The 23,488-nt window shown below is 68.4% G+C and carries 28 protein-coding genes and 2 tRNA genes; 17 read left to right on the top strand and 13 right to left on the bottom strand.

What is annotated here, in order from left to right; all coding sequences use genetic code 11:
• Positions 1-32: 32 nt before the first annotated feature.
• The 5 genes from ABDZ81_RS06120 to ABDZ81_RS06100 form a co-directional block, all read right to left on the bottom strand.
• Positions 33-1,364 (bottom strand): glutamate-5-semialdehyde dehydrogenase, encoded by a 1,332-nt coding sequence (locus ABDZ81_RS06120; protein WP_343773013.1) that lies wholly within the window; start codon positions 1,362-1,364, stop codon positions 33-35.
• Positions 1,357-2,220, bottom strand: coding sequence for a glutamate 5-kinase (proB, locus tag ABDZ81_RS06115; protein ID WP_343773012.1), 864 nt, complete (start codon positions 2,218-2,220; stop codon positions 1,357-1,359). The genes ABDZ81_RS06120 and proB overlap by 8 nt, the downstream gene beginning before the upstream one ends.
• The gene (proC, locus tag ABDZ81_RS06110) at positions 2,213-2,989 is read right to left on the bottom strand and encodes a pyrroline-5-carboxylate reductase (RefSeq protein ID WP_343773011.1); all 777 of its coding nucleotides are present in this window, start codon (positions 2,987-2,989) and stop codon (positions 2,213-2,215) included. The genes proB and proC overlap by 8 nt, the downstream gene beginning before the upstream one ends.
• 308 nt (positions 2,990-3,297) lie before the next feature.
• Positions 3,298-3,368 (bottom strand) — tRNA-Gly (locus ABDZ81_RS06105).
• Positions 3,369-3,559: 191 nt separating this feature from the next.
• Entirely contained in the window at positions 3,560-3,766 is a 207-nt protein-coding gene (locus tag ABDZ81_RS06100) for a hypothetical protein (RefSeq protein ID WP_343773010.1), read from the bottom strand.
• 156 nt (positions 3,767-3,922) lie between these two features.
• Here ABDZ81_RS06100 and ABDZ81_RS06095 point away from each other — a divergent pair, with 156 nt between their 5' ends.
• Positions 3,923-4,711 carry an NAD+ synthase gene (locus ABDZ81_RS06095; protein WP_343773009.1) on the top strand — a complete coding sequence of 263 codons (789 nt, stop codon included), beginning with the start codon at positions 3,923-3,925 and terminating at the stop codon, positions 4,709-4,711.
• Positions 4,712-4,757: 46 nt separating this feature from the next.
• Here ABDZ81_RS06095 and ABDZ81_RS06090 read toward each other — a convergent pair whose 3' ends face one another.
• Both ABDZ81_RS06090 and ABDZ81_RS06085 read right to left on the bottom strand, forming a co-directional pair.
• Positions 4,758-5,438 (bottom strand): hypothetical protein, encoded by a 681-nt coding sequence (locus ABDZ81_RS06090; RefSeq protein ID WP_343773008.1) that lies wholly within the window; start codon positions 5,436-5,438, stop codon positions 4,758-4,760.
• Positions 5,439-5,546: 108 nt separating this feature from the next.
• A complete protein-coding gene (locus tag ABDZ81_RS06085; protein WP_343773007.1) occupies positions 5,547-6,263 on the bottom strand; it encodes an enoyl-CoA hydratase/isomerase family protein in 717 nt (238 codons plus the stop codon).
• A 177-nt stretch (positions 6,264-6,440) separates the two neighbouring features.
• Between ABDZ81_RS06085 and ABDZ81_RS06080 the strand changes: the two genes are divergently transcribed.
• From ABDZ81_RS06080 to ABDZ81_RS06030, 11 genes are all read left to right on the top strand, one after another.
• Positions 6,441-7,133 carry a DUF7114 family protein gene (locus tag ABDZ81_RS06080; protein ID WP_343773006.1) on the top strand — a complete coding sequence of 231 codons (693 nt, stop codon included), beginning with the start codon at positions 6,441-6,443 and terminating at the stop codon, positions 7,131-7,133.
• 73 nt (positions 7,134-7,206) lie between these two features.
• Positions 7,207-7,278 (top strand) — tRNA-Thr (locus ABDZ81_RS06075).
• A gap of 148 nt (positions 7,279-7,426) precedes the next feature.
• A complete protein-coding gene (gene dcd, locus ABDZ81_RS06070; RefSeq protein ID WP_343773005.1) occupies positions 7,427-8,014 on the top strand; it encodes a dCTP deaminase in 588 nt (195 codons plus the stop codon).
• Between the two features lie 90 nt (positions 8,015-8,104).
• Positions 8,105-8,476 (top strand): sensory rhodopsin transducer, encoded by a 372-nt coding sequence (locus tag ABDZ81_RS06065; RefSeq protein WP_343773004.1) that lies wholly within the window; start codon positions 8,105-8,107, stop codon positions 8,474-8,476.
• A gap of 135 nt (positions 8,477-8,611) precedes the next feature.
• Positions 8,612-9,004 carry a DUF7552 domain-containing protein gene (locus tag ABDZ81_RS06060; protein WP_343773003.1) on the top strand — a complete coding sequence of 131 codons (393 nt, stop codon included), beginning with the start codon at positions 8,612-8,614 and terminating at the stop codon, positions 9,002-9,004.
• A 117-nt stretch (positions 9,005-9,121) separates the two neighbouring features.
• On the top strand, positions 9,122-11,218 hold the full coding sequence (locus ABDZ81_RS06055) for a minichromosome maintenance protein MCM (RefSeq protein ID WP_343773002.1): 2,097 nt from the start codon (positions 9,122-9,124) through the stop codon (positions 11,216-11,218).
• Positions 11,219-11,225: 7 nt separating this feature from the next.
• Positions 11,226-11,507, top strand: a complete 282-nt coding sequence (locus ABDZ81_RS06050) for a DUF7854 family protein (protein ID WP_343773001.1) — start codon at positions 11,226-11,228, stop codon at positions 11,505-11,507.
• Positions 11,508-11,553: 46 nt separating this feature from the next.
• The gene (locus tag ABDZ81_RS06045; protein ID WP_343773000.1) at positions 11,554-11,898 is read left to right on the top strand and encodes a DUF7855 family protein; all 345 of its coding nucleotides are present in this window, start codon (positions 11,554-11,556) and stop codon (positions 11,896-11,898) included.
• 2 nt (positions 11,899-11,900) lie between these two features.
• Positions 11,901-12,764 (top strand): DUF7856 family protein, encoded by an 864-nt coding sequence (locus ABDZ81_RS06040; RefSeq protein ID WP_343772999.1) that lies wholly within the window; start codon positions 11,901-11,903, stop codon positions 12,762-12,764.
• A gap of 25 nt (positions 12,765-12,789) precedes the next feature.
• Positions 12,790-13,212, top strand: coding sequence for a DUF7857 domain-containing protein (locus ABDZ81_RS06035; protein ID WP_343772998.1), 423 nt, complete (start codon positions 12,790-12,792; stop codon positions 13,210-13,212).
• Positions 13,209-13,871 (top strand): nucleotide-binding protein, encoded by a 663-nt coding sequence (locus ABDZ81_RS06030; RefSeq protein WP_343772996.1) that lies wholly within the window; start codon positions 13,209-13,211, stop codon positions 13,869-13,871. Before ABDZ81_RS06035 ends, ABDZ81_RS06030 begins: the two co-directional genes overlap by 4 nt.
• A 42-nt stretch (positions 13,872-13,913) precedes the next feature.
• Here ABDZ81_RS06030 and ABDZ81_RS06025 read toward each other — a convergent pair whose 3' ends face one another.
• Positions 13,914-14,783 carry a transcription initiation factor IIB gene (locus ABDZ81_RS06025; RefSeq protein ID WP_343772995.1) on the bottom strand — a complete coding sequence of 290 codons (870 nt, stop codon included), beginning with the start codon at positions 14,781-14,783 and terminating at the stop codon, positions 13,914-13,916.
• 161 nt (positions 14,784-14,944) lie between these two features.
• Here ABDZ81_RS06025 and ABDZ81_RS06020 point away from each other — a divergent pair, with 161 nt between their 5' ends.
• Positions 14,945-15,457, top strand: a complete 513-nt coding sequence (locus ABDZ81_RS06020; protein ID WP_343772994.1) for a DUF7858 family protein — start codon at positions 14,945-14,947, stop codon at positions 15,455-15,457.
• On the opposite strand, the gene ABDZ81_RS06015 is transcribed toward ABDZ81_RS06020, so the two are convergent.
• The 5 genes from ABDZ81_RS06015 to ABDZ81_RS05995 form a co-directional block, all read right to left on the bottom strand.
• Positions 15,454-16,197 (bottom strand): ParA family protein, encoded by a 744-nt coding sequence (locus tag ABDZ81_RS06015; RefSeq protein WP_343772993.1) that lies wholly within the window; start codon positions 16,195-16,197, stop codon positions 15,454-15,456. The two genes, ABDZ81_RS06020 and ABDZ81_RS06015, sit on opposite strands and share 4 nt — an antisense overlap.
• Positions 16,198-16,322: 125 nt before the next feature.
• Complete coding sequence (locus ABDZ81_RS06010; RefSeq protein WP_343772992.1) at positions 16,323-17,525, bottom strand: aminotransferase class V-fold PLP-dependent enzyme; 1,203 nt, start codon at positions 17,523-17,525, stop codon at positions 16,323-16,325.
• Between the two features lie 60 nt (positions 17,526-17,585).
• Complete coding sequence (locus tag ABDZ81_RS06005; RefSeq protein WP_343772991.1) at positions 17,586-18,011, bottom strand: HIT family protein; 426 nt, start codon at positions 18,009-18,011, stop codon at positions 17,586-17,588.
• 100 nt (positions 18,012-18,111) lie between these two features.
• Positions 18,112-18,807: a uracil-DNA glycosylase gene (locus ABDZ81_RS06000; RefSeq protein ID WP_343772990.1), complete on the bottom strand. Its 696-nt coding sequence runs from the start codon at positions 18,805-18,807 to the stop codon at positions 18,112-18,114.
• A gap of 3 nt (positions 18,808-18,810) precedes the next feature.
• On the bottom strand, positions 18,811-19,053 hold the full coding sequence (locus ABDZ81_RS05995) for a DUF7860 family protein (protein ID WP_343772989.1): 243 nt from the start codon (positions 19,051-19,053) through the stop codon (positions 18,811-18,813).
• Positions 19,054-19,177: 124 nt separating this feature from the next.
• On the opposite strand from ABDZ81_RS05995, the gene ABDZ81_RS05990 reads away from it, so the two are divergent.
• From ABDZ81_RS05990 to ABDZ81_RS05975, 4 genes are all read left to right on the top strand, one after another.
• Entirely contained in the window at positions 19,178-19,489 is a 312-nt protein-coding gene (locus tag ABDZ81_RS05990; RefSeq protein WP_343772988.1) for a CGCGG family putative rSAM-modified RiPP protein, read from the top strand.
• Between the two features lie 79 nt (positions 19,490-19,568).
• The gene (locus tag ABDZ81_RS05985; protein WP_343772987.1) at positions 19,569-19,793 is read left to right on the top strand and encodes a DUF8151 family protein; all 225 of its coding nucleotides are present in this window, start codon (positions 19,569-19,571) and stop codon (positions 19,791-19,793) included.
• A gap of 110 nt (positions 19,794-19,903) precedes the next feature.
• Positions 19,904-23,101 (top strand): isoleucine--tRNA ligase, encoded by a 3,198-nt coding sequence (gene ileS / locus ABDZ81_RS05980; protein ID WP_343772986.1) that lies wholly within the window; start codon positions 19,904-19,906, stop codon positions 23,099-23,101.
• Positions 23,102-23,162: 61 nt separating this feature from the next.
• A complete protein-coding gene (locus tag ABDZ81_RS05975; RefSeq protein WP_343772985.1) occupies positions 23,163-23,432 on the top strand; it encodes a hypothetical protein in 270 nt (89 codons plus the stop codon).
• The last annotated feature ends 56 nt before the right edge of the window (positions 23,433-23,488 follow it).

Genomic DNA, 23,488 nt, shown 5'->3' with positions numbered 1-23,488 from the left:
AAAAGCGTGGCGTCACGCCGACGCGTCGACGGCTACCGGTCGGACAGCGAGCCCGGCGTCCACGAGCCGTCGAAGTCCTCGTGGACGAACGGTTTCGCGTCGGCGCCGGCGTACGTGCCGACGATCTGGCCGTCGCCTTCGAGGTAGTACTGGTACGTGGTGAGCCCTTCGAGGCCGACGGGACCGCGCGCGTGGATCTTTCCGGTGCTGATCCCGACCTCGGCGCCGAGCCCGTAGCGGTAGCCGTCGGCGAAGCGCGTCGAGGCGTTGTGGAACACGCTGGCCGAGTCGAGGCTCCGCATGAACCGGGCGGCGCGATCCGAGTCGTCGGTCACGATCGAATCGGTGTGTTTCGAGCCGTGCGCCGTGATGTGGCCGGTCGCCTCGCGGAGCGACTCGACGACCCTGACGGCGACGACGAGGTCGCCGTACTCGGTTTCCCAGTCGGCGTCGCTTGCTTCTTCCATCGGCACGATCGCTCTCGACGCCTCGTCGCCGCGCATCTCGACGCCGGCGTCCTCGTACCGCTCGGCGATCATCGGCAGGAACTCCTCGGCGACGTCCTCGTGGACGAGCAGCGTCTCGACGGCGTTGCACACCGCGGGGTACTGGACCTTCGCGTCGTACGCGATGTCGGTCGCCATCGAGAGGTCGGCGTCCGCGTCGACGTAGACGTGACAGACGCCTTCGGTGTGCCCGAGGACCGGGATGCTCGTGTTGTCCTGGATGTAGCTCACGAACTCGGAGCTACCGCGCGGCATGACGAGGTCGATCGAGTCGTCCATTTCGAGGACGGTGTCCACGTCGGCGCGCGCCTCGATGAGCTGCGCCCAGCCGTCGGGCACGTCGGCCGTCGCCTCCTCGATCAGCTCGAAGAGCACGCGGTTCGAGTGGCTCGCCTCGCTGCCGCCCTTGAGGATCACCGCGTTCCCCGACCGCAAGCAGAGCGCGGCGATCTGGACGAGCGCGTCGGGCCTGGACTCGAAGATCGTCCCGACGACGCCGATGGGAACGGTGTTCTTGTACAGCTCCAGATCCTCGTCGAGCTCCCGGGCCGTCTGGGTCTTCCCGAGCGGATCCTCCTGGTCGGCGACGCTCCGAACCATCTCCGCGATACTCTCCAGTTTCGAGGGCGAGAGCTCGAGCCGGTCGACGAGCGCCTGCGTGTACTCCCCGGCTTCGAGGAGCTGTTCGGCCTCGGCGACGTCTTTTTCGTTCGCCGCGAGGATCTCCTCGCGGTTCGCGTCGATCGCGTCCGCGATCGACTCCAGCGCGTCCGCTCGCGCCTCGTCGGATAGCCCCGCGATCCGCAGCGCGGCCGTCTGTGCCTCCTCCACTTTGGCTTCGGTCGATTTCTCAGTCATCGTCCTCGTGATCTCCCTTGTTGTTTATCGGGACGAACAGCGTCCCGACCGTCTTCTCGGCGCTGATCTTGTCTAACACGTCGTCCTCGGTAGACTTTGCGATGATCGCCGGGATGCCGTGCTCGCTCGCGGAGCGCGCGCCGGACACTTTCGTCTGGATGCCGCCGAACGACTCCGACGAACTCTCGGTGACGAGCTCCTGGACCGCCCCGTAGTTGCTCCCGACGGCGTCGATGCGCTCGGCCGAGGGATCGTGCTTCGGGTTCCCCGTGTACACGCCGTCGACGTCCGTGAGCGTGACCAGCAGGTCCGCCTCGACGCCGATCGCGACCGACGACGACAGCATGTCGTTGTCGCCGATGCGAAGCTCCTCGGTCGCGACGGCGTCGTTCTCGTTGATGATCGGCACGATGTCCCACTCGAGCAGCGTCTCGACGGTGTTCGTGAAGTTGGTGAACCGGTCGGGATCGTCGAGGTCGTTCTCCGTCAGGAGGAGCTGTGCGACGGTCTGGTCGAACCGCTCGAAGCTCTCCGTGTACTGGCGCATGAGCTGGGACTGGCCCACCGTCGACAGCGCCTGGGACTCCTCGACCGTCTCGTCGGTCAGGTCGACCAGCCCCTTCCCCGCGCCGACCGCGCCGGACGAGACGAGCAGGACCTGCTTGCCCTGTCGGCGGAGATCCATCACGTCCTCGACGAGCTTGTTCACCTTCGCCTCGTCGAGATTCGACTGCTCGTCGGTCAGCGAGTTCGTCCCCGCCTTGACGACGACCAGTTCGGCACTCGCCGCGAGCTCGCGAGCCTCGTCGACGGCGTCCGAATCGACGGTCTCGGTCAGCTCGAACGTCTCACTCATCGTCGGCCTCCCCGGCTAGTTCCTCGGATCGCCGCTCCGCGGCGGCGACGGCGTCCGCGACCGCCTCGTCGACGGTGCTCTCTCGAAGCACTTCCATTCCTTCGATGGTCGTTCCTTTCGGCGAACAGACGTCCTCGATGAGCTGGTCGATGGATTCATCCGAGCGAAGCACCGTCTCGGCGGCGCCCTTGAACGTCTGTGCGGCGAGGACCTTCGCCTCGTCGGGGTTCAATCCGCTGTCGACGCCCGCGTCCATCATCGCCTTGATCAGGTAGAAGACGAAGGCGGGGCCGCTCCCGTTGACCGCGGTCGAGGTGTGCATCCGGTCCTCGTCGATCTCGACGAACACGCCGGCGTCGTCGAGCAGTTCGACGACGTCGTCGGTGAGCTCGTCGCCGGCGACGGCCGCCGCCATGTCTCCCGTCGCGGCTGCGAGGTTCGGCATGACGCGCACGACGCGGGCGTCCGTCCGCGGTTCGAGCGCGTCGGTCGAGACGCCCGCGGCGATCGAGACGAGCGTCTGGTCGTCCGCGAGATCGAGGTCGTCGACGATCGCCGCCGTCAGATCGGGTTTGACGACGACGAACACGACCGGCGCCTCGGCCGCGGTCGCGAGATCAGTCGTGGTCGTCGCGCAGTACTCGTCGACCGCGTCGAGCGCGGATTCGTCGACGTCGCAGGCCGTGATCGTGTGATTGCCGGTTCTCGAGAGTCCCCGAATGAGGGCGCTCCCCATGTTTCCGCATCCGATGACGCTGACGTGTACCATTCTTACCCGACTACAGCCGTGTGAGACACAAAGCGGCTATGATTTTGCCGCCAGCTATCCAGCCTTGCTTCGTGGCCTGTCTCAGTCCCCGTTCCGCGTACACAGCTCTGCGCGCCCGTTCACCGAAGCGGCGAGTCGCTTCGAGCAATCGCTCACTTCGTTCGCGACGACCTCGCAGAAGTGCGCCGGCCGGGAATTGAACCCGACTGCGAGACGGTCGCGCTCACTCCGTTCGCGCGCTGCGACTCGCGTGATTCAATTCCCTCCGTTCCGCATACACGGTCCTCACGTCCGTTCGGACCGAGAAATGCGCCGGCCGGGAATTGAACCCGGGCTATGAGCTTGGGAAGCTCATGTCCTACCACTAGACCACCGGCGCATTCGTCACGTCGTTCCTCATGCGCCGTGCATCGACGGACTTCGTCCGTCTCAACACCGGCGCTCGTTCGCTTTGCTCACTCGCGCCGAGGATCGCAGACCTTCGGTCTGCTCACCACCGGCGCGCTCGCGCAGCGTAGAAACTGCTTGAAGATGCCCGCACTTGAACGTAGCGCTTCCGTCGGCCGATCGTCAGTCCCCGAGCGGATGCAAACGGTCGAGGCTACCGGGAAGTGGCACCGTGCCGGCGGCGACCGCGATTGCGATTCCGAATGCGTACGTTCTGAGCACCGAGCCGGCGTCAGCACCCTCGAGTAGCGTAAACATGACGCCGCAGCCGACGCCCCCGAGCAGGAGCACCGCCCAGGCCGCGACCGTCCGTTGCGCGTCCGGATCCATACTATAATAATCCGACTCGATGCCCGTAAATCCTGGCGGACGTACCTTTGAGCCCCTCCAAGGACTTCGAGAATCACGCACGTTTGGCGCTCAGACGACTCCGATATTTGCGCGAAACGAACAGCTATTAGACGATCACGCACCAATTCCGGCGTGATGGTGGACCTACGCTTCTCCGAAGAAGAGCTCGCGATTCGGCGCGAGCACATTACGGAGTTCATCGCCGACCGGGTCGACGCCGCGGGCGCAGACGGCGCCGTGCTGGGGCTCTCGGGCGGCATCGACAGCACGCTCACCGCGCACCTCACAGTCGAGGCGCTCGGCGAGGACGGGCTGCGCGGGCTCGTGATGCCCGGGACGGTCAGCCGCGAGGACAACATGAGCGACGCCGAGCGCGTGGCCAGCGATCTCGGCATCGAGTACGACGTGATCGAGATCCAGCCGATCGTCGAGCGGTTCGTCGACGCCTACCCCGACAGCGAGGGCGACGAGACGGCTGTCGGCAACGCTCGCGCGCGGACGCGAGCTGTGCTCAACTACCTCGTCGCGAACCACGAGGATCAGCTGGTGCTGGGCACCGGCAACCGGAGCGAGGCGCTGGTGGGGTACTACACGAAGTACGGCGACGGCGCCGTCGACTGTCACCCGATCGGCAACCTCTACAAGCAGCAGGTGCGCCAGCTCGCCCGCGCCGTCGGCGTCCCCGACGATCTCGTCGAGAAGCCGCCGACGGCGGGCCTCTGGAGCGGCCAGACCGACGAAGGCGAGCTCGGAATCGCGTACGACACGCTCGATCCGATTCTGGCGCTGCATATCGACGGCGACGTCCCCGCGACGGCGACCGCGCGGCTGGTCGACGTCGACGTCGAAACTGTCGATCGCGTCCGGGCGATGTACGAGCGCAGCGCCCACAAGCGCGCGATGCCGCCGTCGCCCGAGCGCTGAGTTACTCGGTCGGTTCGTCGGTCGCCGATCCGTCCGCCGCGATCCGTCAGCCGCTCGACTCGTTCGTCGCCACGACCTCGATGTAGTCGTTCTCCTCGAGCACGTACGTCTCGGGGTCGACCGTCTCGCCGTTGACTTCGTAGCGCACGGTCGTCCCGTCCTCGCTGCCGTCGTACAGCGTCCCGTCGTAGTAGAACGTGTTCTCGGTGACGCCGAAGGCCGTCGTCTCGAGGGCGTACTCCAGCGTGACGCCGTTGGCGTGGCCGTGCCAGCGCGCCTCGCCCCGCTCGAAGTGGAACGCCGGGCTGGCGGCGGGATGCTGGAACGCCGACCGAGTAAAGTCGATTTCCTGGCCGCCGACGGTCACGCTGATCTCGCCGTGGTAGTGCGTCTGTCCGTACGGCTGGTATACCTGATCTTCGCCGGCGGGCCCGAGGTCGAAGCCGGGCGGGTTCGGCGCCGCCCCCTGTTGACCGAGCTCGCCGTCGCCGCCCCCGCCGCCGAGCGCTCCCGAGATGACGACGTAGGTGAGAAGGCCGGCGATCAGCGCGACGCCGATGATGCCGACGGCGTACAGCGCCAGGTCGCGCCCCCCCTCGTCATCGTCGTCGGCGTCGATCCGGCGGCGGTCGATCGCTCCGAGCTCGCCGCGGTGATCGGACTTCAGGTGATCGAGATACGACGACTCGTCGGCAAACGAGTCGTCGCAGTAGTCGCAGTCGGGCATGCTACCGACTGGGTGCTTCGCCGTATCAAAGCTGTCGGCTCTCTGCCGCGGACGACACCGCCGCGACCGACAGCTGCCGCTCGACAACCACCACTCTCGACGGCCGCCTCAGTTCTCCTCGCGTCCGCGCGAGTCCTCGTTCCGCGTTCCCGCCCGCTCGACGGCGAGTTCCGCGAACGCGTCGGCCTCCTCCCGTTCTCGCGTCTCGCGATCGGCGTCGTCGCGAAGTCGCGCCTTCACCGCGCGCACGGCCGCGTGATCGTTGCCCGCGAGCTCGTCGGCGACGGCGTAGGGTTCGTCGACGACGCGCGAGACGAGCCCCGCGCGCAGGGCCTCGTCGGCGTCGAGCACGCGCCCGGACAGCGCCACGTCCATCGCGTCGCCGAGCCCGACGACCTCCGGCAAGCGAACGGTGCCGCCCCAGGCCCCGAACAGCCCGAACGTGACGCCGGGCTCGGCGAACGTCGCCGCGGGCGTCGCGACGCGCACGTCGCAGGCCAGCGCGAGCTCGACGCCGCCGCCCCGCGCCGCCCCGTCGATCCCGGCCACGACTGCGCTCTCGGCCGTCTCGATCGTCCGCGCGACGCGCTGGCCTCGCCGGGCGAACGCCCGAGCGCGCTCTTCGTCGTCGAGGTCGGCCACGGCGTCGAGATCCGCGCCGGCACAGAACGCCGACCCCGCGCCGGCCAGGTACACCACGGGCTCGTCGGCGTCCTCGATCGCCGCGGCGAGCTCGTCGAGCGCCGCCGGCGTCAGCGCGTTCCGACGCTCCGGTCGGGTCAGCCGCACCGTCCGAACGTCGTCCCGAACTTCGGTCTCGATCATACGCCGTGTGGAGCGCCCGCGACCGTGTAGGTTCCGGCGTCGTCGCAGTTCCGCGGTCCCTCGCGCTCGCAAACGATCGCGTCGGCATCGCGCGTCGCCGTCCCGTTGCGGTCGCCTCGCAGCCGCCGCCGGGCGTTTCCAAAGGTCTTTGCCTGTCCTTTCCCTAGCAGCGCGGTGATGGACGACGCCGCGAGGATACGGCGCGCAGCCACCGACGCCGTCGCCGACATCGAGCCGCCACGGCTCCGCGAGGAGATCGACGACGCGCTCGCGGACGCCTCGATGGCTCCCGGCGCGCTCGTACTGTTGAGCGCCCGCGCCGTCGACGAGTCGGTGCCGACCGAGCCGGTCGCGGACCGCGGCGCCGGCGTCCAGCTCATCTACGAGGGGCTCCGGCTCACTCGCAGCCTCGCCCACGACGAACCGTGGGCCGACCGCGACCCCGCCGACCACGTCGAGCCCAACCTCGCCGTCCTCGCCGCGGACGTGCTCGTCTCGCGGGGATTCTACCTCCTCGCGCGCACGGACGCCGCCGACGCGGCAGTCGACGTCGTCCGCTCGTTCGGGCGCGACCAGACGCTCCGGCGCGACGCCGACCCCGAGGACGCCCGCGCGCTGGACCGCGCGCTGGAGACCTCGGTCCTCGAACTCGCGGTGATCGCGGGCACCACGGCGGCCGACGGCGTCACCGCCGAGGCCGCCCCGGCCAGACCCCGGCTCATGCAGGTCGCGACGGAACTCGGCCGGACGACCGAACTCCCCTTGCCGCCCGCCGCGGCGCTGTTCGGCGACGGGCTGGGCGCCTTCCTCGGTTCGACGCCGAGCGACGGCGCCGCCGACGATCAGGTCCGGTCCGCGACGGATCCCTGACCCCACGACACCGCGTGCCGCGGGGCGGCCGAATCGAAACGCCTAAAATCGCATCCCGGCAATCAGGATATGCGCCTGGGTAGCTTAGCGGTAAAGCGCGTCCTTGGTAAGGACGAGAGCCCGGGTTCAAATCCCGGCCTAGGCTTGAGACGATTTCTGCGAGACGCCTTTTCGGAAGAATCGGCTTTAGACGGCCGACCACCCTCCCCACCGATGGTTCGTGATCTCTCGGTCGACCCGATCGACGGGCCACAAACAAATGTTTAAAGCGCCCCCTGCAGCAAGGACACGGTATGATGCTTTCAGATGCGGATATTCTACGGCGTCTCGAGGAGGGGGACCTCGTCATCGATCCGCTCGACGACCCCGACCTGCAGGTGCAGCCGGCGTCAGTCGATTTCCGCCTCGGCGACGAGTTTCTGGAGTTCGACAACGGGAACATCTCGTGTATCGATCCGAACAACGAGCGGGACATGGAGGAGTACGTCACCAAAAAGACCGTCCCGCAGGACGAGTCGTACATCCTCCACGCCGGGGAGTTCGTTCTCGGCACGACGAAAGAGCGGCTCGAAGTCCCGAATGACCTCATCGCACACGTGAACGGCCGCTCGTCGCTCGGCCGGATCGCGATCGTCGTCCACGCCACCGCCGGCGTCGTCGATCCCGGCTACAAGGGCCAGATCACGCTGGAACTGTCGAACCTCGGGACGACGCCCGTCGCACTGACGCCGGACATGCGCATCGCGCAGCTCACGTTCACGCAACTGAAGTCGCCAGCAGAACGACCGTACGGCGAGGAGCGCGGCTCGAAGTACCAGGAGCAGAAGGGCCCGCAGGCGACCCGCATCCAGGGCGACCGCGAGTTCGGCGGCGAGCAGTAACTCTCGCCGTCGGTCTCTCGTTCGGACTGCGAACGTTCGGCGATCGGGGTGGCAGTTTTTCACGCCGATCGTGGGATGACGAACCGAACGATGATCGGAAAGCAACGCTGGGCGATCCCGGAGGGGTACATCCCCGCGGGGAGCACCGGCCCGGCCCCGGAGATGACGAGCCACGAGACGATCTGCATCCTGAACGCGAGCGAGCGCGACGCCGACGTCGAGATCACGCTCTACTTCAGCGACCGCGATCCGGTCGGTCCCTATCGGCTGACGGTGCGGGCCGAACGAACCGAGCACGTGCAGTTCAACGATCTCGACGATCCCGAGGAGGTCCCGCGAGGAACCGGATTCGCCAGCGTGATCGAGTCCGACGTGCCGATCGTCTGCCAGCACACCCGACTCGACTCCCGGCAAGCCGAGAACGCGCTGCTGAGCACGATGGCCTACGCGGGTGATTCCTGACCCGGTACGCGACGCCGCGCCCGCACCTGCCCGGTGGTTTCGACCGAAGCGCAGCGAAACGATTTTATGGTTTTAGGCTAACCTAAAACATACCGCCGCCGCTCAGCGCGCCCACGTCGAGACCACGCCACAGCCATGACCTGCTCGCTCCGCTCGCTCCGCGCTTCCGTCGAATCGCTCGCAACCAGCGACGGCCGCTTCGGCGTCGCCTGCGCCCGAACGGGCGTCACGCCGGTCCCGCTCGCGAGACTGTGGTTCGAGAGTCGAGCGGACGCCGGGATGGCCGCCCGCCTCGCGAGCGCGTACCGCGCCCGTCTGCGACGGTTCGATCCGGCGTTCGAGTACCACGATCTGGTCGTCCACGAGCGCCCGGCTGCTCCCGCGACCGCGACTGCGGACGCCGCCGCGGGCGACGCCGACTCCGGGCGTGACGTCGACTCCCCGCGCGACGCCGATCCGCGTCGCGATGCCGAGCCTCCGCGCGACGCCGATGTCGAAGCAAAACCGCCCCGCGAAGACGGCGATTGAATTTCGGCGTCGACGCCGCTCTCGCCCGATCTACCGGTCGCTCGCCGGACCTGTCGGACCTCCAGTTCCACTGCCCTTTGCCAAGGTTCATAGGCGATGCCGCGTTACGGGAGAGCAATGGCGCGAGCGGAAAACACCGAACTCGTCGACTCTTTCGAGCAGTTCTATCGGAACTACTACCGGGATGAGATCGGCCAGCTCGCGCAGAACTACCCCGGCGAGCAGCGGTCGCTCCACGTCGACTGGCAGGACCTCTACAAGTACGACCCGGATCTGGCCGACGACTACCTCTCCCAGCCCGAGCAGCTCCAGGAGTACGCCGAGGAGGCGCTGCGGATCTACGACCTCCCGGTCGACGTGAGTCTCGGGCGCGCCCACGTCCGCGTCCACAACCTCCCCGAGACGACCGAGATCCGGGAGATCCGGTCGCGACACGTCGGACAGCTGCTGGCGGTCCAGGGGATCATCCGCAAGGCGACCGACGTCCGCCCGAAGATCGAGGAGGCCGCCTTCGAGTGCCAGCGCTGCGGCACGCTCACCTACATCCCTCAGTCCTCCGGTGATTTCCAGGAACCCCACGAGTGCCAGGGCTGCGAGCGACAGGGCCCGTTCAACATCAACTTCGACCAGTCCGAGTTCGTCGACGCCCAGCGCCTCCGAGTTCAGGAGAGCCCCGAGGGGCTGCGCGGCGGCGAGACGCCACAGAGCGTCGACGTCACCATCGAGGACGACGTCACCGGCCAGGTCACGCCCGGCGATCACGTCACCGTCACCGGCGTGCTCCACCTCCAGCAGCAGGGCAGCGACCAGGAGAAGTCCCCGATCTTCGACGTGTACATGGAGGGCGTCTCCGTCGAGATCGAGGACGAGGAGTTCGAGGACATGGAGATCACCGAGGAGGAGAAGGCCGAGATCGTCGAACTTTCCCAGGATCCCGACATCTACGAGAAGATGATCGCGTCGATGGCGCCCTCGATCTACGGCTACGATCAGGAGAAACTCGCGATCATCCTGCAACTGTTCTCCGGCGTCACCAAGCATCTCCCCGACGGTTCGCGGATCCGTGGGGACCTGCACATGCTGCTGATAGGCGATCCGGGTACGGGTAAGTCCCAGCTACTTCAGTACGTCCGCGAGATTTCGCCCCGGTCCGTCTACACCTCCGGCAAGGGTTCGTCCGCGGCCGGTCTGACCGCCGCGGCGGTCCGCGACGACTTCGGCGACGGCCAGCAGTGGACGCTCGAAGCGGGCGCACTCGTCTTAGCTGACAAAGGCATCGCGGCGGTCGACGAGCTCGACAAAATGGATGCAAGCGACCGGTCAGCCATGCACGAAGGACTGGAACAGCAATCCATTAGTGTAAGTAAAGCGGGAATTAACGCTACACTGAAAAGTCGCTGTTCGCTCCTCGGCGCGGCCAACCCCAAGTACGGCCGCTTCGACCAGTACGAGCCGATCGGCGAGCAGATCGACCTCGAACCCGCCCTCATTTCGCGGTTCGACCTGATCTTCACGGTCACCGACCAGCCCGACGAGGAGGAGGACGCCCGCCTCGCCGAGCACATTATCCAGACGAACTTCGCGGGCGAGCTCAACACCCAGCGCAACGAGATGGCGACGCCCGACGTCACCCGCGAGCAGGTCGACGCCCAGACCGAGCAGGTCGAACCCGCCATCGACGCCGACCTGCTCCGCAAGTACGTCGCCCACGCCAAGAGCAACGTGTTCCCGACGATGACCGAGGAGGCCCGGGACGCGATCCAGCAGTTCTACGTCGACCTTCGCTCGAAGGGGACCGACGAGGACGCGCCCGTTCCGGTGACCGCCCGGAAGCTCGAAGCGCTCGTCCGCCTCGCCGAGGCCAGCGCGCGCGTCCGCCTCTCGGACACCGTCGAGGCCCAGGACGCCGAGCGCGTCATCGAGATCGTCCGGTCGTGTCTGCAGGACATCGGCGTCGACCCCGAGACCGGACAGTTCGACGCCGACGTCGTCGAGACGGGCCAGTCCAAGACCCAGCGCGACCGTATCAAGAACATCAAGCAGCTGATCGCCGACGTCGAGGAGGACTACGAGGACGGCGCGCCGGTCGACGTCGTGATGGACCGGGTCGACGAGATCGGGATGGACCAGACCAAGGCCGAGCGCGAGATCGAGAAACTCAAACAGAAGGGCGAGGTGTACGAGCCGAACCTCGATCACCTCCGAACCGCGTAGGGCGCCGATGGACCGAATTTCCGCACTCAGAAACGTCGAGGACGCGCTCGCGGCGTTCGAGGACGGCGAGATCGATCTCGCGACCACCGAACGCCGCGTTCAGGGTGTCCTTCGGACGTACGCCACCGAGTACGAGAGCGCGCCGGACGCCGCGTACCGCGTCGAGACGAGAGATCGGGCCGACGACGTCGTGGTCGTCGCCGCCTCGCTAGACGACGCCCGGGAGCGCGTCGAGGCCCTGCTCGACGAGCCGATCACCGCGACAGCGATCGAGCGCCTCGACGACTGATCTCGCCGCGATAATTTTATACTTCAAAAGGAGTAAAATACGGCCAGTGATACTGGTCGTCACTTACTCCAGGGGCGCCCGCCAGACGCTCCGGAACGTCTGTCAGTCCCACGAGGACGCCGTCGTTCGGCGGTTCGGCCGCGCCGTTCTGTTCGAGGATTCGGAACTGGGAGCGTTCCTCGCGCTCAGACTGCGGGCCAAGCACGGCGCCGACGTTCAGATCGAGCGCACGCGGCCGTTCAACGAGTTCGTCGCGGTCCCCGAGTCCGTCAGGGACGCCGTAGCGGCCTACGATGATCGCGAGCACCCGAGCACTCCGTACGCGAAGTTCCGATCGGGAACCGACTACCCGTCGATCGCCGCGATGCGGGAGCGGGACCTCGCAGAGTAGCGATGTCACGCCGGGCGCTCTTTGACGCCGCACCGCCCGCGATCGTCCACGTCGAGATCGGCGGCGACGATCGCTGCGGCCAGTGGGTCGACCTGCGCGAGCACGGCGTCGACGCCGACCGGCTCGCGGCCGTCGTGCGCGGGTCGGAGTCGGCGTCGAAAATCGCCGTTCGCTGCCCGGACCCCGGTCCGCTGTTCGAGCACGTCGGCGCGATCACGCCCGACGCGACGGTCGAACTGCGATCGGCGCTGGCGACCGTCGCGAGGCGACGGGGCCACGAATCGGCCAAAGAGTCCGAGCTCACTGCAGTCCGGGAGAAGCTCGCCGCCCTGTCTCTCGACGACTGCGACGCGACGGCGGCCCGACGCGCGGTCGCGGACGCGGGCGACGCCGAGCGCGAACTCGCCGAGCGCGTCGCGACGCTGCGCGGGCGGCTCCGGGAGCGAGGCGAGAGCGACGAACTCTCGGCGCAGCTCGACGATGCCGTCGCCGAACTCTCGGAGGTCAGGACCGGCCGAATCGCCGCCGAGCAGCGCCTGGCGCGCGAACGCGAGCGCGCCAGAGAGCTCCGAACCCGGCGAGAACGTCGGCTCGAACTGCAGGACCGCGAACGGAATCTCGAACGCGCGGTTCGGGCGGACCTCGCCGCGGCCGTCTACCCCGCGTTTGCAGACGCGCTTGCGGCGGTTCCCGGCCCCGCCCGCCCCGGCGACTCGCCGTCCGCGTTTCGCGGCGACGACGCCGACGCCGCACTGGCGCTGGCGCGGCTCTCGCCGTCGCCCGCGCCGGTCGTGCTCGGCGTCGATCGGTTCGCGTCGCCGGCGACCGCAGCGCGCCGACTCGGCCGCCCCGTCCTGAGAGTTTAAGGCCGATCGGGCGGCGAGACGCCCCGTGACAGACCTACAGTGGACCGTCCGTCGCGAGGGCGACGTGACGCTGGTCGAGGCCGTTCTCTCGCGGGACCCGACGCCGGTCTCGGAGGATCCCGCGCTACGAGTGACCGTCGAGAGCCGACTCCGGCCGGTCTGGCCGCCGCGGCGCGACGGCGTCCCGACCGCGGGCTGGTCGGACGGACGCTTCGAGACGGCCGTCCCGGCGGGCGAGCACGTCGCAGTCGGGTTCGCGAGCCCGGCCGACCCCGCCGATCCGCCGGTCGAGATCGTCGACCGCGATCGGGGCGAGGTCAGTTCGGCCGACGGCGCGACGCCGTCGGACGTCCTCCGCGCGCTGGGCGATCCCTCGCCGCCGCGCGACGCCGTCCCCGAAACCGGTTCCGGCGGGAGCGACCGCGCCGAGGAGGCGACCGATCCGTGATACTCGCGATCACCGGCGGGAAGGGCGGCGTCGGGAAGACGACGGTGGCCCTGAACCTCGCGCACGCGCTCGACGCCGTCGCCGTCGACGCCGACCTCGGGATGGCCGATCTGCCCGAACGCCGCGGTCCCGATCTGCACGACGTGCTGGCCGGGCGCGCCGAGCCGATCGAGGCCGTCGACGAGACTGGTGCGGTCGATCTCCTCCCCTGCGGACGGTCGCTCGCCGGCGCGCGGGCGGCCGATCCGACGGGGCTCGTCGACGCCGTCCGAGAAATCGAGCGCAGCTACGAGGATATCGTGATCGACTGCCCGGCCGGGATGTCCGCTGACGCCGGGCTCCCGCTGTACGCCGCGGATCGCTGCCTGCTCGTGGCGTCGTCCGAGGCGTTCGCGCTGCCCGACGCCGTCCGCACCCGGGCGCTGGCGCGCGTCCTCGACGCCGGCATCGAACGGGTCGTGCTGAACCGCGTCGGCGCCTCGCCGCCCGACGAGCGAGTCCGCGACGCGCTGGGCGTCCCCGTCGAGACCATTCCCGACGCCGACGTCGTCGCCCGCGCCCGGCGATCGGGACAGCCGGTCGGGGCGCTCGCACCGGATTCGACGGTCGCGGAGCGATTCCGGCGGCTGGCGTCGATCGTCGTCTCCGACGGCCGCTGATCTGTCGATTCTCCCGTAACTGCCGCTTCAGCGAGCAGCCGCTCACTCGGTCAGGTCGTGGTACGCCGAGCGCAGCGTCACCGGCGAGACGTCGGCGACGTCGGCCGCCTCGGCCTGGGTGACGCCGGCGTCGAACTCGCGGGCCGCGGCGTACAGACAGCCCGCGGCGAATCCGCTGGGATCGCGACCGCCGACGATGCCGTCCTCCCGAGCACCTCGAGCGAGGTCGCGGGCGCGACGCTCGACGTCGGCCTCGAGCCCGAGCTGGCTGGCGAACCGCGGCAGGTACTCGCGCGGGTCGATCGGCCCGATCGGCAGGCCGAGTTCGGTGTTGAGCGCCCCGTAGGCCGCCTTGAACTCGTCGCGGCTCGCGCGGGACACCTCGACCATCTCGTCGACCGTTCGCGAGACGGTCCCCGCGCGGCAGGCCGCGTACACCGTCGCCGCTGCGAACCCCTCCAGCGAGCGCCCGCGCAGCAGATCCTCTGACTGGGCCGACCGGAACAGCGTGCAGGCTTGCTCCTTGATCGATTCGGGCAGCGACTGGTCGGCGACCATCCGCCGGATCTCGGTAAAGGCGTACACCTGGTTGCGCTCGGTCTTCGAGGCGATTCTCGATCGGTTGTGTTCCCGGCGCATCCGCGAGAGCTGGCGGCGTTTCCGGCCGGTGAGCCGCCCGTCCGAGCCGTAGCCGATCTCGGTCGAGAGGCCGCGATCGTGCCGGGAGCGCGTCAGCGGCGCGCCCGTGCGCTTTCGGTCCTCGCCGTCGTCGAACGATCGCCACTCGGGGCCGCGGTCGATCCGGTCGGCGCCGACGACGAGCCCGCACTCGCCGCAGACCGTCTCGTCGCCGCTCGCGTTCAGTCGGCCGCCGCACTCGGGACACGTCGTCGTCGTCGCGGTGTCTGCCATCACAGTCGGAACTTGGGCCGGGATCGGTATTTAAATCCGGCAACGAACGACCGAAACGATCCGGGTCCGGCGGGTCGAAGGTACCGGTGACCGGTACGTTCCGCTGGTCGTAGCGATGCCATCCAAGCTCTTTTATGCACACGACTTCAGAAATAATTTAGATGCTATCGGAGATTGCCGCCGGCATCGAGGTGACGGCCGAGCAGCGCGAGCGCGGCGTCGCGACGGTCGACGACACCGACGACGATCTGATCGGAGCGCTCCGCGACGTCGAGGCCGATCTCCCCTGCTCGGCGGACGCCGCGGCGGAAGTCGTCGGCGCGTACACTGCGGGCGCGAGCGTCGGCGACGCCGCCGCCGAGGCCGGCGTCGTCCCGACGACGGCGGCGAAGGCGCTTCACCTGCTCGGCGTCGAGGGGCTTTCGCCGCTGGCCCCCGAATCGCGGCGGATCGTCAGGGACTGGCAGCGCGGCGAGCTCTCGCGGGCCGACGCGCAGGCGCTGACCGGCGCGAGCGAAGCCGAGTTCGCGTTGGCGTCGTACCTCGAGGCCCACGAACCGCTGTCGGACGCCGCGGACGCGGTGCGCGGGGCGCTGCGGGAGGGTGACGACGCCGCGGTCGAAAAGCGCGACCGGCTATCCGAGACGATGAGCGGCGTCGACGACTTGCTCTAGGACCGCAGCCGGTCGACGAGGTCGGGTTCGGGGAACTCGAGGTCGAGCGAGTCGTCGAACAGTTCTTCGGCGAGCGCCGCGACCGCCGGCGCGAACTCGTCGTCGGGATCGAGGCAGGCCGGCGCGTCCGCGACCGCGGTCGCCTCGCTTTCTGGGATCGCAAGATCGATCGACCCGTCGGGCGAATCGGTGGTTCGGTTCGCCACCGCCAGATCGTCGGTCGTCCCGATATCGGTCAGCCGCGCGCGGGACCGCTGGAGCGAGTCGACGCCGCGCTCGGTGCCGGGTGCGACGAGCGCGACGCGCTCGGCCGCCGTCACGGTCGCGACGGCGGGGTTGGTCGCGATCGGCGGCACGTCGACGAGCACGCGATCGAACGCCTCGTCGAGCCGGGCGAGCACGGTCTCGAAGCGCTCGGCGGCGCCGGCGGTCTTGGCGCGCGCGAGCGCCTGGAACGGCGCGCGGGAGGGGACGGCGACGAGCCTGCCGGGCGTGTCAGTCCGCAGGTCGACGGCGGCGTCGCTCGGTCGCGGATCGTCGTCGGTGACCAGATCGACGACGTCGGTCTCGATCCGCCCCGGAACGTGCTGTGCGAGCCCCTGCGTGGCGAAGGCGACGTCGAGAACGGCGACGCTGCGGTCGTCACGGGCGAGCGTCGCCCCGACCTCGGCCGTGAGTCTCGTGGCGCCGGCGCCGCCCGCGGTCCCGACGAGCGCCGCCGTCGTAGGCTGTTCGGACATACGCCGGCGTACCGCTCCACCGGATAAAAATGCAGCGAGACAAAAGGGAAACTAACCCGGTCTGGTCCGGGAAATGACCGCGTCGACAGTTCGTCGAGCCTACGGCGATCGGGTACGATCGATCCTTAAAGCCGCGCACGGATCCGTTCGAGGACGTACTCGACCTGCTCGTCGGGCAGGCACATCGGATTGATCGTGAAGCGTCCCTCGTCGAGTTCGTCGGCGCCGACGAAGATCCGCGGCGTCTCCTCGCGCAGCCCGCGGACGAGCTCGGCGGTGGTGACCGGCGCTTCGTTCTCGTCGACCGTTACGGGCACCGTCGGCGCCACGTCGGTCTTTTCGGCGGCGGTGACGCTGGTCGAGAGCGCGGGCTCCTCGGCGAGCTCCCCGGCGATGCGCTCGGCGCGGGCGCGCCACTCGGCTGTGCGCGCTTCGTGGTCCTCCTCGACGAACAGTTCGAGCGCGCGAATCATGCCCACGAGCTCCTCCTTGCCGACCTTCATGCCGCGACCGATCCCCTGGCGCGGCACGCCCGGAAGTTCCTCGGTGTCGATCACGCCCTCGGGCGGCACGTAGGCGTCTTCGGCGGCGTGCATGTCGAGGTGCTGGAGCGCCGCCGACCGGATCAGGTCCTCGCGCCCGGCGAGGATCCCGGTGGTCTGGGGCCCGCGGATCGCCTTCCCGCCGCTAAAGGCGACGAGATCGACGCCCAGATCGACAAAGCGCTCCAGGTTCTCGACGGGCGGCAGCTCGGCGGCGGCGTCGACGATCACCGGCACGTCGTTGTCGTGGGCGACCTCGACGACGGCGTCGAGCGGCGGGGTGGTGTAGGCCTTCTGGACGTACGCGACCGCGGCGGTGTCCTCGCCGATCGCGGCGTCGATCTCCCAGAGTTCGGTGTTTTCCGAGCCCGTTCCGAGGTACGCGTCGTTCGCGCCGACGTCGACGAGCTCGGCGCCGGCGACGCGGTAGGCGTGATCGTAGCCCGTCCTGTGGGTTCGGGGGACGACGATCTCGTCGGCCAGCCCCTCGGTGTCGGGCAGCGACGCCATCGCCGAGAGGTCGTCGCCGGCGATGCAGGCCGCCGCCGCAAGCGTCATGCAGGCGCTGGCGCCCGAGGCGACGTAGCCCGCTTCGGCGCCCGTCACGTCTTCGATCAGCTCGGAGGCTCTCGCCTGAAGGTCCGAAATGCGAGCGAAGCCTTCGGCGGCGCGTCGCATCGCGTCGGCCGCTTCCGGGCGGATCAAGCTCCCGCCGATGCGGGTCTTCGTGCCGGTCGCGTTGATCACTTCTGGCACGTCGAGTTCCTCGTAGACGGAGTCGGTCATACCGGACGGTAGACACCTGCGACCTTTAGTCTCCGCAAAGAAGGTTTGGACCGGAGTCCGCTACGTGCGCCCGGCGATCGCGTCGGCGATCTCGTCGAGTTCCTCGTCAGAGAGCTCCGGGCGCCCGCCCGCGATGGCGTGGATCGGGGCGCCGCCGTCGCCCTCGAACCGCGGGATGACGTGGCCGTGGACGTGGGGCACCTCCTGGCCGGCGGCCTCGCCGTTGTTGAACGCGACGTTGCTGGCGTCGGCGTCGACCGCGGCCTCGATCTCGGGCGCGAGCCGGTGGAGCGTCTCGAAGACGCGCGAGCCCGCGTCTTCGGGCAGGTCGCCCAGCGTCTCGTGGTGTTCTTTCGGGATCACCAGCGTGTGGCCCGGCGCGAGGGGGTTGGCGTCGAGAAACGCCATGACCTGATCGTCCTCGTAGACGCTGCGACTGGGGATCTCGCCGTCGACGATCTGGCAGAAGATGCAGTCCTCGGGCATACGCGATACGTCACCGCGTGTCGGCATGAAAGTTTCCCGAGCGGTGCGACGTTCCGGAGCGCCGTGGCCGCGTCGGCGCCGCCGACCGCTCGGCACCGCGTCACTCGCCGGTCAGCCGATCCAGCGCGTCGCCGATCGCGGCGACGTACTCGTCGTGCTCGTACCCCAGCCTGGCGATCCAGACGTCCTGATACGACGGGTGCAGGATCGGCAGGATCGCCGGGTCGATTTCCGGAGAATCGACCGGATCGAGGACGGTGTCGAGGAATCCGTCCAGCGTCAGGTCGGCGAGCACGAACGTCGACGCCGCGGCGTGCTTCCCGGCCGGCACCAGCACGTCGGGATCGATTCGCTCGATCTCGGTTTGGAGGTGGGGCCGGCAGTTCGCGCGCTCTTGTTCGGTCGGCTCGCGGTTCGACCCGTCGTCGCCTTCGGGAAAGCACTTGACGGCGTTCGTGTAGTACGCGTCGTCGCCGTAGCCCGCTTCCGCGAGGAGGGTCCTAATTCGTCGGCCGGAGTGGCGCGTCGTGAAGGCCATCCCGGTCCAGTTGCCGCCGCGCCAGGGGTCGTCCGCGTCGGCGTCGACCGGCGGGGCGGGATCCGCCGCGGTATCGTCGGCGTCCTCGGGTGGCCGCCCCGCGCCGGGCGCCTCGCCGATCACCATTACCGCGGCGTCGGTCGGTCCGGCGCCCCAGGCGATGCACTCGCGGGCCTCGGCCAGCGCGGGGCAGCGCCGGCAGCCCGGTTCGAGGACCAGTCGCTCGTCGGGATCCGGAAACTCCGCGGAATCGACCATCGCTCACTCCGTCAGCGGCATCACGATGCCGAACACGAGCGGCGCGAACAGGCCCAGCACGACGCCGATGATCTCGGCGCCGGTCAGCAGCGTGTCGATCCCCCCGGGGTGTCCGGCGGCGACGCCGGTCGAGAGGATCGCTTCGCCGAGCGCGCCGCCGAGGAACAGCGCGGCGCCGGCGAGAAAGCCGTACTTCGCGAGCGTCGGATAGTCGAGGTCGCCGTAGCGACCCGAGACGTGTGCCATTATCCCGAACGAACTCCTCGCCCGAAGGTAAGCTTTCCGTAGCGGCGCCGCGGAGACGAGGAACAGCATCTGCCCGAACGTGTTCGGCTCAACGCCCACTCCCGTTCGGATTTAACTAACGAGTATGGGAACGACCGATCACGGCCACGGCGACGTCGACCCGGTGACAGACCGCGTCCACGACAACTCCTGGTCGGCGAACATGGAAAAGCCCGAGCACGCCGGCGAACCCGAACTCGTCGTCGAGCAGGCGATCGACGCCGTCGAGCACACGACGGCCGGCAACCACGTCAACCTCGTCACGCACGGCGAGAACGGCCACCCCGAGGAGTACCTCTACGAGGCGCTCGACGCGGAGCTCGGCGACGAGATCGAGTGGGAGTACGTCGAGCAGTGCGGCTGCGGCGGCCACGTCACGAAAGTCCACGTGAAGTAGCGCGCCCGACCGACGCCGTTGGGCGCTCCCGTATCGTCCACCCGAAAGGTCCATAGCCTTCCGGGGGTTGGTGGGAGGCATGCAACTCGAAGTGATCGCGGAACTGCTCGCGTACCTCGTCGCCGCGGCGGCGCTGACGGGGCTGGGGCTGGCCGCCGAGTTCGCCAGCGTCCTCCGGCTCGGCGCCGGCGAGACGACGATCGCCATCTGGTTCGCCTTCTTCGGCGCCCTGCTGCTGTACGCCGGCGTTTACATGATGGGCTACGAGAAGCTCGCCAAGACCGCGCTGGCGCTGCGGGCCTGATCGACGCGCCGACGTTCGTCCGTTCGACCCGCCGCAGTCCCGTTTTCCACCGCTGAATCGCCCGCTACCTAACCGATTGTCCTTTACTGCAGGAGTGAGATAGCAGGCACATGGACCGATTCGGGGAAGTCGACGACCAGTACGATCCGGACGCGGTGGAATCCCGCGTGTTCGAGTACTGGGACGAGGTCGACGCCTACGAGAAAGCGAAGGCGGCACGTGCGGGCAACGAGCGGTTCTTCTTCGTCGACGGCCCGCCGTACACGTCGGGCTCGGCCCACATGGGCCACGCCTGGAACAAGAGTCTCAAGGACGTCTACATCCGCTACAAGCGAATGCAGGGGTTCGACGTCACTGACCGGCCGGGCTACGACATGCACGGCCTGCCCATCGAGACGAAAGTCGAGGAGGAGATGGATTTCGAGAACAAGAAGGACATCGAGGAGTACGGCGTCGAGAACTTCATCGACGCCTGCCGCGAGTTCTCCGAGGACAGCCTCGAAGGGCTTCAGGAGGACTTCAAGTCCTTCGGCGTCTGGATGGACTGGGACGACCCCTACAAGACGGTTTCGCCCGAGTACATGGAGGCCGCCTGGTGGGGCTTCGCGCAGGCCCACGACGAAGGGCTCGTCGAACAGGGCCAGCGTTCCATCACGCAGTGTCCCCGCTGCGAGACCGCGATCGCCAACAACGAGGTCGAGTACGAGGACGTCGAGGACCCCTCGATCTACGTCAAGTTCCCGCTGAGCGACCGCGAGGGCAAGCTCGTCATCTGGACGACGACGCCGTGGACGATCCCCGCGAACACGTTCGTCGCCGTCGACGAGGACGTCGAGTACGTCGGCGTCGACGCGACCAAGGACGGCGAGACCGAGCGCCTCTACGTCGCCGATGGCGTCGTCGAACACGTCCTCTCGGAGGGCCGCTACGACGACTACGAGGTCGTCGAGGAGCTCACCGGCGCGGATCTGGTCGGCTGGGAGTACGACCACCCGCTCCGCGAGGAGGTTCCCGACGCGCCCGACGGCGAGGGCGCCCTGCAGGTGTACGACGCCGACTACGTCGAGGTCGACCGGACGGGGCTCGTCCACTCCGCGCCGGGCCACGGTGAGGAGGACTTCGAGCGCGGCCGGGAACTCGGCCTCGATATCTTCTGTCCGGTCGGCGGCGACGGCGTCTACGAGGACTCGGCGGGCGAGTACGCCGGCCAGTTCGTCAAGGACGCCGACGACGAGATCATCGCCGACCTGCAGGAGAAGGACCTCATGCTCTCGGCGGGCACCACTACCCACAGCTACGGCCACTGCTGGCGGTGTGACACCGGCATCCTGCAGATCGTCACTGACCAGTGGTTCATCACGATCACCGACGTCAAAGACGAGCTGCTGGACAACATCGGCGACTCGGAGTGGTACCCCGACTGGGCCCGCGAGAACCGCTTCCGGGACTTCGTCGAGGAGGCGCCGGACTGGAACGTCTCGCGCCAGCGTTACTGGGGGACGCCGATCCCGATCTGGACGCCCGAAAACTGGGACGGCACGATGGACGACGCGATCGTGATCGGCGACCGCGAGGAGCTCGCCGAGCGCGTCGACCAGGACGTCGATCCCGACGCTGTGGATCTCCACAAGGACACCGTCGACGACCTGACGATCACCGAGGACGGCCGAACGTACACCCGCGTCCCGGACGTGTTCGACGTCTGGCTCGACTCGGCGGTCGCGACGTGGGGGACGATCGACTACCCCTCCGAAACCGAGGACTTCGAGGAGCTGTGGCCCGCCGACCTGATCCTCGAAGCTCACGACCAGACGCGGGGCTGGTTCTGGTCCCAGCTCGGCATGGGCACCGCCGCGGTCGGCGAATCCCCCTATAAACAGGTCGTGATGCACGGCCACGCGCTGATGCCCGACGGCCGCGCGATGTCGAAGTCCAAGGACATCCGCGTCGATCCCGGCGAGGTCATCGACGACTACGGCGCCGACCCGATGCGGGCGTTCCTGCTTTCCCTTACTGCGCGCGGCGAGGACATGCAGTTCTCCTACGACGAGACCCAGGAGATGCAGCGCCGGCTCAACATCCTCTGGAACGTGTTCCGGTTCCCGCTCCCCTATATGCGGATGGACGGGTTCGACCCCGATGCCACCACGATCGAGGACGTCGAACTCGACCGCGAGGACCGCTGGGTGCTCTCGCGCCTGCAGTCGGTCGAAGCCGAGGCGACCGAGGCGATGGAGGAGTTCCGGCAGGACCGCGCGATCGACGCCGTGCTCGACTTCGTCGTCGAGGACGTCTCGCGGTACTACGTCCAGCTCGTCCGCGAGCGCATGTGGGACGAGGAGGACAGCGAGTCCAAGCGCGCCGCCTACGCGACGCTGTACCGGGTCCTCCGAGAGGTCGTCGCGCTGCTGGCGCCCTTCACTCCCTTCGTCGCCGAGGAGATCTACGGCTATCTCACCGGCGACGCCGAGCACCCGACGGTCCACATGTGCGAGTGGCCCGAGGCCGACGACGACCTCCGCGACGCGCAGCTGGAGGAGGACGTCGACATAGTCCGAGCCGTCGAGGAGGCGGGCTCGAACGCCCGCCAGCAAGCGGAACGCAAGCTCCGCTGGCCCGTCACCCGCGCCGTGGTCGCTCCCGACGACGAGCGCGTCGTCGACGCCGTCGAGCGCCACCGCGACCTGCTGGCCGACCGCCTGAACGCTCGCGAGATCCAGCTCGTCGACCCCGACGACGACTGGGGCGAGCTGCGCTACAGCGCCGAGGCCGACATGAGCGAGCTCGGCCCCGCCTTCGGCGACCGCGCCGGGCAGGTGATGAACGCGCTCAACGACGCTCGCGTCGACGAGCCGACCCTCGACGCGCTCGAAGTCGCCGTCGCCGACGTGCTCGAGGCCGACGACGAGCTCACCGAGGAGATGGTGTCGTTCGTCACCCAGACGCCCGACGCCGTCTCCGGGTCGGCGTTCTCGCGCAACGGCGACGATCTGGGCGTCGTCTACGTCGACACCGAGCTCAACGAGGACATCGAGAGCGAGGGGTACGCCCGGGAGGTGATCCGGCGCGTCCAGGAGATGCGCAAGGAACTCGATCTCGAGATGGACGCCTCGATCCGGCTGGAGATCGACGTGGCCGACGACCGCGTTGCTGACCTGGTTCGCGAGCACGAGGGGCTGATCACGCAGGAAGTTCGTGCGGAAGAGCTCGCGGCTGTCGAAGACGGTCACCGGAAGACGTGGGACGTAGAGGGCACCGAGATGGAGATCGCGATCGCGCCTGTCGTGGCTGCGGAAGCCTCCGAGTAGTACAGAACGCGACCGAAGGGAGCGTTCTGCCTTTTTCGCCCACGTTTTTGCGCCGAGCGGTGTGCGTAGCACACCCGAGGCGGAAAAAGGTGGCAGCGAGATGCGCAAGGAACTCGATCTCGAGATGGACGCCTCGATCCGGCTGGAGATCGACGTTGCGGACGATCGCGTGGCCGATCTGGTGCGCGAGCACGAGGAACTGATCACGCAGGAGGTTCGCGCCGAGGAGCTCGGTGACGTCGACGTCGAGAACGGCAACCGCAAGACCTGGGAAGTGGAGGGCGTCGAGATGACGCTGGCAGTCGAGCCGCTGGCGGAAGCCGCGGCGTAAGCGCGAGCGAAACCTCGATCCTCTGACAGCGACCACCTATTTGTCGTTCGAGCGGA

It is taken from the genome of Natronoarchaeum mannanilyticum (assembly GCF_039522665.1).
Lineage (GTDB): Archaea > Halobacteriota > Halobacteria > Halobacteriales > Natronoarchaeaceae > Natronoarchaeum > Natronoarchaeum mannanilyticum.
This window is presented reverse-complemented; position numbering and strand designations above follow the sequence as displayed.